This is a genomic window from Aquiflexum gelatinilyticum (assembly GCF_024741135.1).
GTDB lineage: Bacteria > Bacteroidota > Bacteroidia > Cytophagales > Cyclobacteriaceae > Cognataquiflexum > Cognataquiflexum gelatinilyticum.
Window position 1 is genome coordinate 34436 of sequence record NZ_JANSUY010000010.1, and the last position, 16838, is coordinate 51273.

Consider the following 16838-nt stretch of genomic DNA (forward strand, 5'->3'; position numbering starts at 1 on the left):
CCATGGCTACCAAGATTTCGCCCCGATGGGGCTTACTTTATCAGACACTTTTAGGGAAGGGAGTATCCCTACTAAATGATTGCCGTCGGGTTTAGGATTCCATTTCACATCTCTCTCAACCAAATTCCTATTGTTTCGACAAAAGTCCCCCTTCAGGGGGATTAGGGGGCAAAACCTTCGCGACCCATTGCGAAACCTTGGAGTCCATTGCGGTTTAAAAATATTTCCTCACGCAGAGGCGGAGAGAATAAAGATGTTTGTGGAGACACTAACATGGGCGAAAGAAATAACATCAATTGTTGATTTTAACCATGGGTTGCAATGCGAAGAGATAATTTGAATTATGAAAAGCAGTGTAGCATCTTACCCATGGCAACCTAGATTTTGCACGGATGGAGCTGCGGGTCTACCCCCCTATCCTTTGAAGTTTTTTATGTTTTGATGAAAATGCTCCAATCATTTCTCTTTTGGTAATTCCTATGAAAAAAAACCTCACCGAAAAATCTTATCCTACCCATTCCAGTCCTTTCAGCACCAGGTTTGGATGGTCTTGTTTATAATTACGGAGGCAATTTTTGTGGCTGTCCTAACTTGACAAGGTTTGATTTTTGGTCATTTTCGATTAGATTTTAGAAATTATTGAGATTTGAGAAGGTTAAATATGCATGGGCGGTGTTTTTTTGGTTGTATTTGGATACTCCTCCTCTCTCCCATTTTTGAGGTAAAATCACAAAATTCCGACAGCCTGCTTGCGGTCTACCATTCCGGTCAGGAAGGCCAAGCCAAGCTTTCCGTACTTCATCAATTGTTCCTTTCCTACCTTAACAATGACCCGGTAAAAGCGGCTGAATATGCCAAAGCACAACTTGTATATGCTGAAAGTATCAGTGACCTGACAGGGATCGGGATGGCCTATTATAACTTTGGAGTACTGGCAAACAACAGGAATCAGTTTGATTCTGCTGCCTATTGGTATCAGGAAGCGCTTGGTTTCTTTGAAGAGGCCGACAATCCTGAGAAAATAGTCCTTGTCAGGTATGGCTTGGCGATTCTTGCCTATTATGAAGGGGATTACCCGGCTGCTTTGGATTTATTGGAGGAAAATGTCCGGCTGACCCTAGAGACTCAGCCTGATTCATCCGAATTAGGTGATGAATACCACCTGATGGGATTGATCCATATGCGGAAAGGTAATTTGAATATTGCCCTTTCAGAAGCACTGAAGTCACTGAGGATTTTTCAAAAAGCCGGAAATCAGGTCGGGATTGCAGATGCTTATAATTCCCTCGGTGGGATCGAAAGCAGTTTGGGAAACTTCCAAAAATCCATTGACTACAACCGGCTTTCCCTGAAAATCTATCAGGAAAGAAACGACAAGATATATGAAGCCCAGGCATTGAATGATATCGGTAACAACTTCTTTTATCTGCGGCAATACGAAGAAGCGGTTTCCCATCTCCTTGAGAGTGCTGCGCTTTCGAGACAACTTGAATTCAAAGACCTAGAGGCTACTGCCTATACCAACCTTGGAAAAACCTATACCGCTCAAAAGGAATATGAACAGGCCATTGAAATTCTTTTGGAGGGGCTAAAACTGGTGGAAGAAACGCAAACGCCCATCAAAATCGTAGAAATTTGCAATGCTTTGGGTCAGGCCTATCAGGGTTTACAAAATCATGGAATGGCGATTCTGTACTTTAACCGGTCCATAGAACTAGCAGTTCCAAATGGTTTTCTTGAAGCTTTAAGTGAAGGTTATATGTACCGGTCCATTTCAAATGAAAGATTAAAGGACCTCCATGCTGCCTTTCAGGATTATAAAAAACATGCGGACTTGAAGGATTCAATCATGAATGTGGCTAAATCCAGACAGATTGAAGAGCTTCGTGCCATTTTTGAATTAGAAACTAAGGACAATGAAATCCGGATACAGCAAACTGCCATCCAACTTCTTGAGCAGGAGGCGCAAATCACCGCACTGCAGAAAGTACTTTTGGGTTCGGGATTGATCTCTTTGGTATTGGTCGCAGGCTTTGGGTGGTATGCCTTTCGGCAAAAGATGAAAAAAACAGAGCTTGCCAAGAAGCAAATGGATGCAGCCCTGCATTACAAATCACGGGAACTTACGACGCAGGCATTGCACCTTGCCAAAAAGAATGAGACGCTGGTCAATCTGAAAGAAATTGCCCAAAGAGGCAAGGAAACTGACAGTACTGAAGGCTATCACAAGCTGATCCAAACCATCAGTTCAGACCTAAGGGAAGATCGGGGCTGGGATACTTTTGCCGGTTTTTTTGAAGAGGTTCACCCTGATTTTTTTTCTAGGGCAGCAGCTTCCTGCCCAGGTCTTTCCCCCAATGATTACCGGCTGATGGCATTGATAAAAATGAATCTTTCCTCCAAGGAAATTGCCAATATCCTTTGTATTTCGATTCCGGGAATCAAAAAAGCCCGTCAGCGGCTCCGCAAAAAGCTGGGACTGGATACCGGAGATTCTTTGGAGGAGCTTATCATGAGGCTTTAAAATAGGGATTTATATGGGTTTTAGCTCTCAGTATACCGTTTGTCTCCCCTTGTTTTTTAGCTTTTCATAGGGTTTTGAATAGGTTTGATTTTGTCAGTTTTGGCACATTCAACTTATTACAAAGCTTAACATGAAAACAAAGATTTTTACCTTGCTTCTCGGAATTGGATTCCTTCTTTTGTACTCCTGCAAATCCGATGAGGATATTGCACCTGATGGACCGGGAGAAGTGATTGCAGGGAATGGCATTTCTACGGAAGACTTGGATGCATTTTCAGGAGAAATTGGAATCATCCTCAATGCGCGTTCCCTCGCTAGACGTGGCCGTTTTCCTACTGCCGCTGTAGTAAGTGTGAAAGCCCCTTCTGGCACCCTTACAGAGACCCTATCTTTGGATCCATTTGCTTACATGGGATTGGTTAAGTTCCCTGTAGCAGGGCTTTCCCAAGCTCAATTCAAAGAACTTACCGATGGGGTCCAAGTTGAAGTCACTTTGAAAGATGAAGCGGGCGAGGATATCCTTTCCAACCACAACCTAGGGACAGTTTCTTTCCTTGCCAATCCAACACCTGCAATTATTGAAACCAACATCAATGAGACCTTTGACTTTTCTACCCTGATGATCGATTCGGGAACGGGCGTTTATTTGCAACAAGTCAATGCGGATGGAACACCTTTGGAAGCGGGTGTAAGGTGGTTTCGACAGTCTGCTACAGCTGAAATGACAGTAAGTGCCAATGATTTTAAAGATAACCTGCCCGATTTTGTTTTCCAGTTGACCCCTGTTCCCGAGCGGCGAAACAATTTTTATATACAGCTGAAGAGTAGCGGTGATTATTTCAGCTTTACAAGACTCCCTTCTGTCAATACTTTTCCGGCAGTTGTCCATACTGCGCCAAGAAAAACGACGAGAAAAACATTGAACGGGCTTTCTTTTGCTGACAGGTCAAGTTATTTCTTCCATCTTTTTAAGGTGAGGGATGGTGTATATCGCTTGCTTACGCATGATGGAAAGCAGGTAAAAGAGGCTGCAGGAGTTGGACTTACCCTTGATTATCCCGGTGCAAAGGAAATATTCTTCCGTGTTGTGGCTAAGGAAATTGAATGGTCGGTTCAGCCTATCTCCGCCTCTGTCGTCGAACCCATCCTGCCCAAAGCCACTTCCGGATTCGGGTTCAACAGTACCCTGACCAATTGCAGCGGAGGAGAATTGCAGCAGACAGTAGGTGCGGATTTCAGTGAAGCAAGGACAACCACCACAGGTTGGTCGGAAACCATTTCCGTGAATACCACCAAAACCGTTTCTGTTTCTTCTACTGTAGGTGTTTCACTGAATGCCCCTTTTTTTGGAGCGGTATCGACTTATAATGCCTCTGTGACTTCGGGATTTGAATGGTCCCACTCCATTACTTCCACCTCCTCCACCTATGCGTCTGAAACCCGAACCCAAACAGAAACCTATTTTTCCAGCAGGGTAATCACAGTCCCACCCCGAAAGGCTTCACTGGTCTATGATGCATACCAATATTATGCGGATGTGCGGGTGAATTATGTGCAGCGGATGAGAATTTCGGGTAAAAACGAAAGTGGAAGGGTCCTCTCCGGGCAGGAGATCAGTTCGTTATTTAAGATTTCAAGGTTTGATGGGGTGATCAATGCGGTGGAAGACAATTCGATAGTGGTCACTCTTCTTGGGTATTTTGTTCTGGATAAATTCCTTGAAACCCAAAGCAAGGTACAGGAGGTACCTGCAACATGTGATTAAAAAAATGGGGATTCCCTCCTACCATTTATCCCAAATTCCCATTCAATCATCCCTTTTCTTGCAAAGAAGCAGATATTGATGGTAATTTAAGAGGTAAAGAAAAAACCCATTTATTTATGAAAAAGATATATAGCCTGTTTCTGCTGGTTTTTGTATTGCTGCATGCGGGCAGCTTTGCCCAACAGCAGTCAATATTACAGCAACTGGAAGAAATTGCCATTATTGACCAAAAGGTCATGATGCCCATGCGGGATGGGGTCAGGTTGGCCACTGACATTTATAGACCCAAGACTACCCAACCTGTTCCGATCATTTTTTCCCGGACTCCATACAATTTCAATGCTTACCGTGATGGGGAATTGCAGGAAAGAAGTCTTCAAACAGCCCTAGAGGCAGTCAAAAGAGGATATGCTTATGTGGTTCAAAACGAGCGGGGCAGGTTCTTTTCCGAAGGAGAATGGGATATCCTCGGCACGCCATTGACTGATGGATATGATGCCTTTACCTGGATGGCGGCACAGCCTTGGTCAAACCAAAAAATCGGAACTATCGGCTGTTCTTCTACTGCGGAATGGCAAATGGCTGTAGCTTCGCTCAACCACCCTGCCCATGTGGCTTTGGTGCCGCAAGCATTTGGAGCAGGAGTGGGAAGGATAGGGAATTTCTATGAACAGGGAAACTGGTACCGCGGCGGTGCAGGTCAGATGTTGTTTACAGCCTGGCTTTATGGTACCCAACATGACCCGATGGCACCCAAGTTACCGGAAGGGATTTCTCAGGAAGATTTGTTGAGGCTGCAGCGTTTCTATGACATGGCCCCAAGGTATCCCAAAGTAGATTGGAAAGAGGGTCTGGCACATTTGCCGGTGCAGGATATCATCAAAAACGTAAACGGCCCTCAGGGAATTTATGAGGAAATGATCACCCGAAAGCCGAATGACCCAAAATGGTATGAAGGCGGTTTGTTCCATGACAACATGGAATTTGAAAAGCCGGCTTATTGGTTTGTGTCTTGGTATGATGTCTCTACGAGCCCCAATTTGGCGATGTACAACCATATTAGAACCAATGCCAAAGACCCTAAAGTGAGAGATAACCAATATTTGGTTATTGCCCCTACCCTTCATTGTGCCTTTACGAGGGCGAGTGAAAACACCATCGTAGGTGAAAGAAGTATGGGTGATGCAAGGCTTCCTTACAATGAGATGACTTATGCTTGGTTTGATTATTGGCTCAAAGGAGATCCAAAAAAGGAAATGGCCAAAGTGACTTACTTTACCATGGGTTCCAACAAGTGGCAGACTTCCGACACTTGGCCTCCCAAAGAAGCCCAAATGACCACTTATTACCTGAACAGCGCCGGCAAGGCGAATACCCGAAACGGTGATGGGATTTTGACCAATAAAAAACCGGGAAAAGACAATCCGGACACTTTCCAATACGATCCCATGAATCCAGTGACTTCTTATGGCGGCAATGTCTGTTGTACCGGCAATGCCGTGCAGGGCGGGGCTTTTGACCAACAGGAAATGGAATTGAGGGAAGATATCTTGGTGTATACTTCCGAACCACTCGCAGAAGGCATAGAAGTCAGCGGATTTATCGAGTCCAAATTATTCCTTTCCACCGATGTCAAAGACACTGACCTGACTATCAAGATCATCGATGTATATCCTGATGGCAAGGCCTACAATTTGGATGAAACCATCCAAAGGGTTCGGTACAGGGAAGGCTACGAAAAAGAAGTGTTTATGGAATCGGGCAAAGTATATGAGGTAAACCTTACGCCTATGTCTACTTCCAATTACTTCGAAAAGGGTCACCGCATCCGGATTGAGGTTTCGAGTTCCAATTTTCCGAGGTTTGACAGGAATATGAATACCGGTGGTAATAATTATGATGAAACAGAGGGTGTGGTTGCAACCAATAAGATCCACCATTCGAGTAAGTATCCGAGTTATGTCAGTTTGCCGATTGTAAGGAAATGAGTCGAGAAACGAGAAGCGAGAAGCGAGAGACGAGAACCAAGTTTCAATGATGGATTTAGAATGAATAATTCTGACAGGGATCAATGGAAAAGGCACAAAAGATCGATTTCTTTTGTGCCTTTTATGGTAATAAATGAATCCCGAATTTAGAATAGACCCAATTGGTCTTTGTCTTCGTCTTTTTTGATTTTGAATTCGACGGTAGATCCGATTTCCAAGTCCTCCTCTCCTTCTGATGTTTCTGTTTCTTCTTTCTGATCTGTATCTTCTTTGGAATCAGATTCTTCTTCCGGTTCGGAAACTTTAGCGGCGCTTTCTATCAATCCCAATTCCAATACCGGGTAGGAAGACAGTTTATTTCCTATGGCTTTCCATCCTTTGACATCGATCAGGATATCGAGGTCAAACTCCTGTTCTTCTTTCTCCTTGCCTTTTTGAAGGACGGCTTTTACCTGAGGTTGTTTGTCGGTGGAGACGATCTTGAGGAAGGATTGTTTGTGGTCTGAAATGAGGTTGAATTTCTTGTTGATCGTGGTCGTTTCGATCAGGAAGCGTTTGACAAAATAGGTTTTTGTCGCCCCGTCAAAGTAAACTGCGGAGATCACTTTTTCAGGATCAAATTTTTGGATCAGGACCACTTCATTGGCTTCATACCTGTTGGTAAGTTCAAAGGTCGTCAGCTCGTAATCACCGTTTTTGTAGAACACGATGATCCTATCTTCACCGAGGAAATTACCGATTTTGCGGCCTCTTTGGTCAGTATTGAGTCTGCCGATGGAGGCATCAAAATAAATGTCCAACCCCCCCAAAGTGGATGTTCCCGCCATTTTCCACTGGATCTTCCTTACAGGGTATTTGGTCAGGATATTTCCTCCTGCTGCGCGTCCTTTGATCTCGATGGTGCTGAAGTCAAAGTCAAATACTTTGATCTTGGCTTTGGCACCTTGGGTAAGGAAAATGGTAATGACTTCTGCTTCGCCGTTGGGGTTTGCGGTCAGGTACATGACTTTGGAACCTTTGGTCCCTTTGGTCAGGTCATATTCACGGTCTCTCGTCACGCCAATGACCTGAAAGCGCTTTACCATCGCCTTGCCGGATTCACCATCAAGGTAGACCATGTTGTATACCATGCGTTCGTCGCCCTTGCGGAAGATGGCGACATGAAGGATGTCTTTGCCCACAAATCCCTTTTCCTGGATTTTGGTTACGACACAGTTGCCATCCCTTCTGAAGACGATCACATCGTCCAAATCGGAACAATCACAAATGAACTCGTCTTTTTTCAATCCAAACCCAACAAAACCATCAGCCCTGTTGACATACAATTTGGCATTGTTGGCCGCTACGACAGTGGCTTGGATGGTATCAAAAGCCCTGATTTCGGTTTTTCTTTCACGGCCTTTGCCATACTTGTCTAAAAGGTTTTGGTAGTATTGGATGGCGTAATCGGTCAGGTGTCTCAGGTGGTGGTTGACTTCCTTGAGTTCTTCCTGTAACCTTCTCATGAGTTCGTCAGCCTTGAAAGCATCAAACTTGGAGATCCGCTTGATTTTGATTTCTGTCAGCCTGACAATGTCTTCGGTGGTAATTTCCCTGTAGAAATCAGGCTTAAAAGGTTCTAGACCTTTGTCTATCGTTTGAATGACCGCATCCCAAGTTTCACATTCCTCTATGTCCCGGTAAATCCTATTTTCGATGAAGATTTTTTCGAGAGAGGAGAAAAGCAATTTCTCCATCAATTCCGCCTTACGGATCTCAAGCTCCTTTTTAAGAAGGGCTTTGGTCTGCTTGGTATTGTATTCCAAAATGTCATTGACAGAAAGGAAAACAGGCTTGTCGTTGATAATTACACAGGCATTGGGAGAAATACTGACCTCACAATCCGTAAAGGCATATAGCGCATCAATCGTCATGTCAGGAGACTGACCGGGAGCCAATTGGATCTGAATCTCTACATCTTTGGCGGTATTGTCCACCACCTTTTTGATTTTGATCTTTCCTTTGTCATTGGCTTTGATGATGGATTCTATCAAAGAGTTGGTAGTGGTACCAAATGGTATATCCTTGATCAAGAGGGTTTTATTGTCTTCCTCTTCAATTCTTGCTCTCACTTTGACCCTTCCTCCCCGTACACCTTCATTGTATTCCGAAAAGTCCGCCATTCCACCTGTAGGGAAGTCAGGAAGGATATGTGTTCTTTCGCCTTTCAGGATTTGAATCGAGCCCAAGATCAGTTCGCAGAAGTTGTGTGGGAGGATCTTGGTAGAAAGTCCTACCGCGATTCCTTCCACTCCCTGTGCCAAAAGCAAGGGGAATTTTACCGGAAGGGTGACAGGTTCTCTTTTTCTGCCATCATAAGAAAGTTGCCATTCTGTGGTCTGTGGGTTGAATACCACTTCGAGAGCAAACTTGGACAATCTTGCCTCAATATACCTTGCTGCAGCTGCACCATCGCCGGTTCTGATGTCTCCCCAGTTTCCTTGGGTTTCTATCAGGAGGTCTTTCTGACCCATATTTACTATGGCGTCTCCAATAGAAGCGTCGCCATGTGGGTGGTATTGCATGGATTGGCCGATGATGTTGGCGACTTTATTGAATCGACCGTCATCCATCTCCTTCATGGCGTGAAGGATCCGACGCTGTACTGGCTTGAGGCCATCTTCAATTGCCGGTACGGCACGCTCCAGAATTACGTAGGAGGCATAATCCAAAAACCAGTCTTTATACATTCCTGTTACCGGAATGGATTCATGCAGGCTTCCGTCTTTTCCTTCAGGAGTTTCGTTGATTATATCGCTCATGCTATATTTTGAAATATTTGATGGGCACTATGCCATCCCAATTGGGTAAATTGTAATTGAATCCACTGCTCAGATCGAAATAAAGGCTTTAGGCAGCTTCTGTCTCTTCTTCCTGCTTTTTGGAAGGGTCATCAAAAACGATGTCTTTTTCTATTTTGAGGTTGTCGATGATGAAGGTCTGTCTGTCCGGGGTATTTTTGCCCATGTAGAAGTTCAGTAATTCCACAATTTTGGTTTCCTTGCTCAGAATGATTGGTTCCAGGCGGATGTCATCCCCGATAAACTTTCCAAACTCTTCCGGAGAAATTTCCCCCAGACCTTTGAATCGGGTGATTTCGGCGGTTTTACCGATTTTGTGGATTGCCCTTTGTCTTTCCTCGTCGGTGTAGCAATAGATGGTTTCCTTTTTGTTTCTTACCCTAAAGAGCGGTGTATCCAAGATATAGAGGTGGCCGTTTTTGACCAAATCTGGAAAAAACTGGAGGAAATACGTCATGATGAGCAAGCGGATGTGCATGCCATCCACATCGGCATCAGTGGAGATGACTATTTTTCTGAAACGCAGATTTTCTATGCCGTCCTCAATGTTCAAGGCATGTTGCAGGAGGTTGAATTCCTCGTTTTCATAGACCACTTTCTTGGTCATGCCAAAGCAGTTCAATGGCTTACCACGGAGGGAAAACACCGCCTGTGTCTGCACATCACGTGATTTGGTGATGGAACCTGAGGCTGAGTCCCCTTCGGTGATGAACAGCATGGTTCTGTTTTTCTGTTCTTCGTCTCCTTTCGGATCGTCGTAATGAACCCGGCAATCTCTCAGTTTCTTGTTATGCAGGTTGGCTTTTTTTGCCCGTTCGTTGGCGAGTTTTTTGATGCCTGAGATTTCTTTTCTTTCCCTTTCGGACTGCAAAATCCTTTTGAGAAGGGCATCAGCGACAGCGGGATTTTTGTGAAGGAAATTATCGAGTTCTGTTTTGACAAAGTCATTGACAAAGGTCCGCAAGGTCGGTCCATCCGGACCAATGGATTGGGACCCCAATTTGGTTTTGGTTTGTGATTCAAATACCGGTTCCATGACACGGACTGCTACAGCAGCCACCACGCTTCCCCTGATATCCGCTGCATCATATTCTTTCTTATAGAATTCTCTTATTGTCTTGACGATGGCTTCTCTGAATGCTGCAAGGTGGGTTCCGCCCTGCGTGGTATATTGCCCATTCACGAAGGAATAGTATTCTTCTCCATATTGGTTGGAGTGCGTAAGGGCTATTTCAATGTCATTTCCTTTAAGGTGGATAATGGGATATCGGATGCTTTCCTCGTCGACTTTTCTCATCAGGAGGTCATAAAGCCCCTTTTCGGAGAAAAACTTCTTACCGTTATAATTGATGGTCAGACCGGCATTGAGGAAAGCGTAATTCCAAATCTGGTTTTCGAGGTATTCGGGGATGAAATGGTAGTTTTTGAAGACTCCGGCATCGGGAGAGAAAACCACTTTCGTCCCATTTCGCTCTGAGGTTTTTTCAACAGGACGGTCTTCGACCAAAATCCCTTTTTCAAATTGGGCAACTTTCGTTTCTCCATCACGGTAGGATTGTACCTTGAAAAAATCAGAAAGTGCATTCACCGCTTTGGTACCGACACCGTTCAATCCAACAGACTTTTGAAAAGCTCCGGAATCATACTTGCCGCCGGTATTGATTTTGGACACACAATCAATGACTTTGCCCAAAGGAATCCCACGGCCGTAATCCCGGACTTCTACTTTGTGTTCGGATATTTTGATGTCGATGGTCCGGCCATAACCCATCATGTGTTCATCGATACTGTTATCGAGGACTTCTTTGACCAAAACATATATCCCGTCATCCTGGGCACTTCCGTCTCCTAATTTTCCGATGTACATTCCGGGTCTGAGCCTGATATGTTCCCTCCAATCCAAGGACTTGATGCTGTCTTCGGTGTATTTTACGTTTTCTGCCATGAAAATTTATTCTTGGTATTTTGGTTAAATGGTACTGTTATTTCTGATTGCATTGAATTTCTGCAACAATATCCAAAACAAAGCGATAATCCAAACCGCAAAAAGAATAGGAATCAGATAAAAGAAGAATGAATAACTGCCCGAACCGATTTCATTCTGGTTGTTGATGGCATGGATAAACAGGCCCATGATGCTAAGCGAAATATTGACCACACCGGCAAAACTGTATATCCATGTCAACATGTAGTCCCTGAAGATATCTCCTGTAGGGAACAGTTGTTTTAGGGATCTGGTGCTTTTATTTTCAATGAGTTTGGCAGGGGTGATCAGGGCAAAGTTTAAAACCGCAAAGAGAATGATGCCTGTGTAGAAATAGGCGCTTCTTGAAAATTCCTTTAGGGCATACCCGTTCTCATCGAGTTCATAGGCCACAAATTCCGGCATAGCCGAATAGAAATAGAGGAAGGTGAATAAAAACAGGAGTACTGAAATGAAATGAAATACTTTTCCGAATCGGTAATACATAAAACTAGTTGATTTTGGACGCTAATATAAAGATTAATGATGGTACAAATCCGAAACTGTTTTTTCCTTTTTGGGTTTTTATGGGTAGATTTCCAAACCAAAAACCCAAATAGCTGACAGTAAGATGAATTTGAGTCCTGTAGTAATTGCCATCCCGATGTACTTTATCCTGATGGGGATAGAGTTGCTCGTTTTGAGGTTTCAGAAAAGCCTAACTTATAGACTTAATGATGCCATCACCAATATCAACCTTGGAGTGGTGTCCCAGGTTTCAGGGGTTTTTCTAAAAGTGTTGTCTATAGGCATTTACACATTCTTTTTTGAAAAGTTTGGTCTGTTTCAGATCCCGAACAATGTATGGACATTCTTTATCTTGTTTTTCCTCTACGACTTATGCTACTATTGGGCACATAGGCTGAGTCATGAAATCAATTTATTTTGGGGCGGTCATGTGGTCCACCACTCTTCGGAGGAATACAACCTTTCTGTGGCACTCAGACAAAGCTCCACGCAGACGATTTGGACATTCATGTTTTACCTTCCTTTGGCGGTAATCGGTTTTGATCCTGTGATGTTGGTGCTGGTGTCAGGAATTAACCTGCTTTACCAGTTTTGGATCCATACTGAGGCGATTGACAGGATGGGATTCTTGGAAAAATTCATGAACACACCCTCCCACCATAGGGTTCATCATGGTCGCAACCCAAAATACATAGACAAAAACCACGGCGGTACATTTATCATCTTTGACAAGTGGTTTGGGACTTTTCAGGAAGAGGAAGAACGCCCCACTTATGGCATTACAACACCTGTGCAAAGCTGGAATCCTGTTTGGGTGAATATTTCACATTATGCGACCATGAAAGAGGAATTGAAGATGATTCCCAATCTGAAGGATAAAGTCAGGTACCTGTTCAACAAACCTGGATGGCTTCCGGAGTATCTCGGTGGTTACCGCGCTGTCAAGGATGTGGGACCTGATTACAAAAAATTCGATACGACTGTGCCATTGCCGCTGAATTATTACGTGTTTTTCCAGTATGTGGTACTGATGGGTTTGACGGCATTTTTCCTTTTCAACTTAGGCAAATTTGATTGGACGACCAAAGTCGGTCTTTCAGTATTGATTATTTGGAGTACAGTAAGTTTCTCCGGAATTTTTGAACAAAAGAAATGGTATCATGTTCAGGAAATTCTCAGGATAGCCGTTTTTGTTATAGCAAATTGGTTTATTCTAAAAGAATTAGCACCTGAGAACATATCCATGTTATTGCTTTCAATTTATACAGTCCTCTCCTACTTTTGGCTTTGGTTCAATTATGGAGCCGTGAAGAATTTCCAAAAATCAGTTAATCAAACCCCTCAAAATGCGTAATATTTTCATTGTTGTTTTTGGAATAATTTCATTTTCATTCCTTTCCTCCGCCTGTTCCAGCAAAGTGGACCTCAAAAATGTAAACCTTGAAAATTGGAAGGAAGACAGGGACGGCTGTTCCGGACTGAGGATGCAAGAATTGGAGGCTTTTAGGGAGGTGAAGAATGATTTGTTGGGTAAAGACAACCAATCCATCATCAAGACATTTGGAAGGCCTGACAAAGTCGAATTGACTGACAGAAGTCAATCCTTTTTTATCTATTTTATCGATCCCGCCCCTTCCTGTACAAATTTTGATGCAAGTGCTGAACAGCCGATGAAAGTCATGCTCAGGATGAATGCCTACAGCAGGGTGAGTGAGGTGGTGATCAGTAGGTTGGATCCGTGAGAAAGGGTCTCTTGGTTCTAATGGTTGTATTGGTTGTAATTGTTATAGTTGTTATAATGGTTGTCAACTTCGCGTTGTCGGGTTGTCGAGTTGGGAACCGTCACCCTGAGGAACGAAGGGTCTCTTGGTTCTAATGGTGGTAATTGTTATAGTTGTTATAATGGTTGTCAACTTCGCGGTGTCGGGTTGTCGAGTTGGGAACCGTCACCCTGAGGTACGAAGGGTCTCTTGGTTCTAATGGTTGTATTGGTTGTAATTGTTATACTTGTTATAATGGTTGTCAACTTCGCGTTGTCGGGTTGTCGAGTTGGGAACCGTCACCCTGAGGAACGAAGGGTCTCGAGGTTCTAATGGTTGTAATTGTTATAGTTGTTATAATGGTTGTCAACTTCGCGGTGTCGGGTTGTCGAGTTGGGAACCGTCACCCTGAGGAACGAAGGGTCTCGAGGTTCTAATGGTTGTAATTGTTATAGTTGTTATAATGGTTGTCAACTTCGCGTTGTCGGGTTGTCGAGTTGGGAACCGTCACCCTGAGGAACGAAGGGTCTCTTGGTTCTAATGGTTGTAATTGTTATAGTTGTTATAATGGTTGTCAACTTCGCTTTGTCGGGTTTTCGAGTTGGGAAACGTCACCCTGAGGTACGAAGGGTCTCTTGCTTCTAATGGTTGTAGTGGTTGTAATTGTTGTCTGCTGCGCGTTGTCAGGTTGTCAATTCGTCAGGAAAAACCAAAAAAAAAGGTTTTAAGGAACCTCAGAACCTTAAAACCTTTTAAAATTATAACCTTAGAACGCTTTATTTATCCTCCATAAAGCACAGTGCTGCTGCGCCAAGTGTTCCGGCATTATTTGCCAATGTGGCCCTGACCAATTGAAGGTCTTTTACATAGTATGGCGTCAGGTATTGTCTGACGGTCTTGTCCAAAGAAGGCATCATATATTCTAATCCTGCGGAAATACCGCCTCCGAAATAGACATGGGTCACGTCAAGAATCCTGATAGTTGAAACGATGGCTTCACCCAAAATTCTTCCCACTTCCTCGAATACCATCAGAGAAACTTCATTTCCTGCTTTTGCAGTATCCACGAGCAGGTGTGTACCGAGTTCTTTGTCTATCAATTCGCCGGCAAGTCTTGGATAACCTTGAATAAATCTTTCCATGATTTTGAGGATGCCGTTCCTTCCTACCAACTTCTCCAATCCTTCATTTCCTCTAGAAAGCATATGTCCCATTTCCATGGCATTGCCTCTTGATCCCTTAAATATCTCTCCATCTAAAACCAACGCACTTCCAATCCCTGTGCCCATGGTGATGAAAAGAAAGTTTTCAGGAGGATTGTTTTTGCCGTACCTGTATTCGCCTATGGCAGCAGCAGCGGCGTCATTTTCTAGGTAGAAAGAAATACCTGGATACTTTTTCTTGAGTTCGCCTTTTAAGTTATAGCCGTTCAGGTCAGGAATGGCGGGTATTTCCAATGTAGTGGTCCGGTCTTTGGAAATCAAACCCGGTAATCCTATACCCACTTTTTTGACTTCTGGATATTTCTTGAGGATATCAACCATATTGTCCGTAAAACAGACACTGAAACCTCTTGGGTCATCTCGGTAAGGTGCGGTATCAATTTTATCAAATGAAACTATTTCCCCTTGCTTATTCACTAAGCCTATTTTTAAATGGGTTCCTCCCACATCGACTCCCAAAAAATGTTCTTGTTCTTTGCTCATGGTTATTTTCCAATAGGTTTTAAACCCTAAAATAATAAACAGAATGTCTTACTTCCTACAATCTTTGATAAAGTCTTCAAATATTTCGAGGCTTTTCTGATCTGTCAAAGAAATTCTGAGCGTTAAGTTCTTGATAAAAAGGGGTTTTCAACTGGATGAAGCCATAAATGAATCCAATACTATTTTTGCAATTCTAAATTTCTACTTGACCAGTATTGTCTCCTAAGCTGCAAGTATTTCATTCAGACTTTTCCTTGGGAAAGGAAAAACAATTGTAGTAATTTTTAATGAAGCAGAAATAAAACCCTAAGACTTTGTTCGATTTTGACTTTGTCTGTTCATTTTCCCCAAATTTATAAGTCATGATCTGATTTTTTTTAACCGGCAAAAAGAACCATTCCAAAAATTTGAAGCCAAATAGCTTGATACTTCCTTATAAAAAAAGTATATTAATAGTCTGTAAACCAATAGACTATGAAAGGACATCCCAACGAATTGTTTTTCTACTACAATCCAAGCCACAGTGTAGACAAGCAAATGCGGGCTTACGCCAAGTCGATAGCCCGCCACATCAATGAAATCAACATTGAGAAGGAAGCCATCACTATGACAGGGTGGAGGACAATTTTGGATAAGTTAAATCTCAGACCAAAGGATTTGATGAACAGGGCTCATCCGGATTACCAGAGTTTCATAGCCGGAAAATCATGGGACGATGAAGGATGGCTCAATATCCTGATCAGAAATCCACATTTACTCAAAGCTCCTATTGCCATAAAAAAAGACAAAGCTGTGCTTTGCCTTACGCCAAACCATATCTTGGAACTTGACTAAACGAGTCTGATTCCATCTTCATGTATTGTGATTTTTTTAGCTTTATACAGTTGACCGATTGACTGTTTGAAATGTTTTTTACTCATTCCCAATAACTCTTTGATGGACTCAGGGGATGATTTATCTTGAAGGGGCAAAAATTTCCGGACTTTTAAGGCTTCCAGGATTTTTTCGGCCCCTTCCTCGTATTTTTCCCTTCCTGAAGGCAACAGCTGTAAATCTATTTTCCCATCATCACGGCGCTTTTTGACAAAAGCTTTGGTTTTATCCCCTACTTTGAGTGGTTGAAAAACTTCATTTTTATAAATCAAACCCTCATAACTGCCGTCGATGAGGGTTTTAAATCCCAAGTCTGTTTCTTCAAAAATCAGGGCATCAACCTCCTGCCCTGCTGCATAGGCCTGCGTATCAGTCAGAATAAAATCCTCATATTTTGAAACCCCGATCAAGCGGTTGGTCTTATAATCCTGACAGACCATCACCAGGTATTTTCCGCCTACTTCCATGGTTTTTCCCATTTCTGATTTAGGAACAAAAAGGTCCTTGGGAAGCCCCCAATCCATAAATGCTCCAAAATCTGTAATTTCTCTCGCTTCCATGACAGCAAATTCATCCAATAATGCGGTCGGTCTGTTGGTGACAGCAACAGGTCTGTCCTCACTGTCGGTATAAACAAAAACCTCCAATTCCTCCCCTTCTTTTTCCTCGCCTTTCAGGTAGCTTTTTGGCAATAAAACTTCGCCGCCTTCACGGAGTGCCAAGTATGCGCCATTGGCAGTAAAACGGTTGATGAGAAGTGAACTGATTTTTCCTAATTCTTTCATGTGCCAAAGTTAGCCATTTTATGTGATTGGGAATTGGATTTGCTTCCGAATCAAATTAGATTTGGCCAAAATATCACTGGAAAAAAAACCGTTTTCCAGTCCATTT

At 43.2% G+C, this 16838-nt stretch carries 11 protein-coding genes; 6 read left to right on the forward strand and 5 right to left on the reverse strand.

Annotation, left to right across the window (positions count from 1 at the left end; translation table 11 throughout):
* Nucleotides 1-661 precede the first annotated feature (661 nt).
* From NU887_RS11845 to NU887_RS11855, 3 genes are all read left to right on the forward strand, one after another.
* A complete protein-coding gene (locus NU887_RS11845) occupies nt 662-2524 on the forward strand; it encodes a tetratricopeptide repeat protein (RefSeq protein WP_258423591.1) in 1863 nt (620 codons plus the stop codon).
* A 130-nt stretch (nt 2525-2654) separates the two neighbouring features.
* Nucleotides 2655-4289 carry a hypothetical protein gene (locus NU887_RS11850; RefSeq protein ID WP_258423592.1) on the forward strand — a complete coding sequence of 545 codons (1635 nt, stop codon included), beginning with the start codon at nt 2655-2657 and terminating at the stop codon, nt 4287-4289.
* Nucleotides 4290-4405: 116 nt separating this feature from the next.
* Complete coding sequence (locus NU887_RS11855) at nt 4406-6277, forward strand: CocE/NonD family hydrolase (protein ID WP_258423593.1); 1872 nt, start codon at nt 4406-4408, stop codon at nt 6275-6277.
* A 146-nt stretch (nt 6278-6423) separates the two neighbouring features.
* Here NU887_RS11855 and NU887_RS11860 read toward each other — a convergent pair whose 3' ends face one another.
* The 3 genes from NU887_RS11860 to NU887_RS11870 form a co-directional block, all read right to left on the reverse strand.
* A complete protein-coding gene (locus NU887_RS11860; protein WP_258423594.1) occupies nt 6424-9078 on the reverse strand; it encodes a DNA gyrase/topoisomerase IV subunit A in 2655 nt (884 codons plus the stop codon).
* 88 nt (nt 9079-9166) lie between these two features.
* A complete protein-coding gene (locus NU887_RS11865; protein WP_258423595.1) occupies nt 9167-11062 on the reverse strand; it encodes a DNA topoisomerase IV subunit B in 1896 nt (631 codons plus the stop codon).
* Between the two features lie 24 nt (nt 11063-11086).
* Nucleotides 11087-11587: a DNA topoisomerase IV gene (locus NU887_RS11870; RefSeq protein WP_258423596.1), complete on the reverse strand. Its 501-nt coding sequence runs from the start codon at nt 11585-11587 to the stop codon at nt 11087-11089.
* 124 nt (nt 11588-11711) lie between these two features.
* On the opposite strand from NU887_RS11870, the gene NU887_RS11875 reads away from it, so the two are divergent.
* Both NU887_RS11875 and NU887_RS11880 read left to right on the forward strand, forming a co-directional pair.
* Nucleotides 11712-12962: a sterol desaturase family protein gene (locus NU887_RS11875; RefSeq protein WP_258423597.1), complete on the forward strand. Its 1251-nt coding sequence runs from the start codon at nt 11712-11714 to the stop codon at nt 12960-12962.
* Nucleotides 12955-13350 (forward strand): hypothetical protein, encoded by a 396-nt coding sequence (locus tag NU887_RS11880; RefSeq protein WP_258423598.1) that lies wholly within the window; start codon nt 12955-12957, stop codon nt 13348-13350. The genes NU887_RS11875 and NU887_RS11880 overlap by 8 nt, the downstream gene beginning before the upstream one ends.
* Before the next feature lie 794 nt (nt 13351-14144).
* Here the strand turns inward: NU887_RS11880 and NU887_RS11885 are convergent.
* A complete protein-coding gene (locus NU887_RS11885) occupies nt 14145-15074 on the reverse strand; it encodes an ROK family protein (protein ID WP_258423599.1) in 930 nt (309 codons plus the stop codon).
* A gap of 474 nt (nt 15075-15548) precedes the next feature.
* Here NU887_RS11885 and NU887_RS11890 point away from each other — a divergent pair, with 474 nt between their 5' ends.
* Entirely contained in the window at nt 15549-15908 is a 360-nt protein-coding gene (locus NU887_RS11890; protein ID WP_258423600.1) for an arsenate reductase family protein, read from the forward strand.
* Here NU887_RS11890 and NU887_RS11895 read toward each other — a convergent pair.
* Entirely contained in the window at nt 15905-16732 is an 828-nt protein-coding gene (locus tag NU887_RS11895; protein ID WP_258423601.1) for a CvfB family protein, read from the reverse strand. The two genes, NU887_RS11890 and NU887_RS11895, sit on opposite strands and share 4 nt — an antisense overlap.
* Nucleotides 16733-16838: the final 106 nt, after the last annotated feature.

Excerpts from the sequence above, each read along its gene's own strand:
- NU887_RS11865 (WP_258423595.1), bottom strand. The coding sequence starts at position 11,062 with ATGGCAGAAAACGTAAAATACACCGAAGACAGCATCAAGTCCTTGGAT.
- NU887_RS11875 (WP_258423597.1), top strand. The coding sequence starts at position 11,712 with ATGAATTTGAGTCCTGTAGTAATTGCCATCCCGATGTACTTTATCCTG.
- NU887_RS11845 (WP_258423591.1), top strand. The coding sequence starts at position 662 with ATGCATGGGCGGTGTTTTTTTGGTTGTATTTGGATACTCCTCCTCTCT.
- NU887_RS11895 (WP_258423601.1), bottom strand. The coding sequence starts at position 16,732 with ATGAAAGAATTAGGAAAAATCAGTTCACTTCTCATCAACCGTTTTACT.
- NU887_RS11890 (WP_258423600.1), top strand. The coding sequence starts at position 15,549 with ATGAAAGGACATCCCAACGAATTGTTTTTCTACTACAATCCAAGCCAC.
- NU887_RS11885 (WP_258423599.1), bottom strand. The coding sequence starts at position 15,074 with ATGAGCAAAGAACAAGAACATTTTTTGGGAGTCGATGTGGGAGGAACC.
- NU887_RS11860 (WP_258423594.1), bottom strand. The coding sequence starts at position 9,078 with ATGAGCGATATAATCAACGAAACTCCTGAAGGAAAAGACGGAAGCCTG.
- NU887_RS11880 (WP_258423598.1), top strand. The coding sequence starts at position 12,955 with ATGCGTAATATTTTCATTGTTGTTTTTGGAATAATTTCATTTTCATTC.
- NU887_RS11850 (WP_258423592.1), top strand. The coding sequence starts at position 2,655 with ATGAAAACAAAGATTTTTACCTTGCTTCTCGGAATTGGATTCCTTCTT.
- NU887_RS11855 (WP_258423593.1), top strand. The coding sequence starts at position 4,406 with ATGAAAAAGATATATAGCCTGTTTCTGCTGGTTTTTGTATTGCTGCAT.
- NU887_RS11870 (WP_258423596.1), bottom strand. The coding sequence starts at position 11,587 with ATGTATTACCGATTCGGAAAAGTATTTCATTTCATTTCAGTACTCCTG.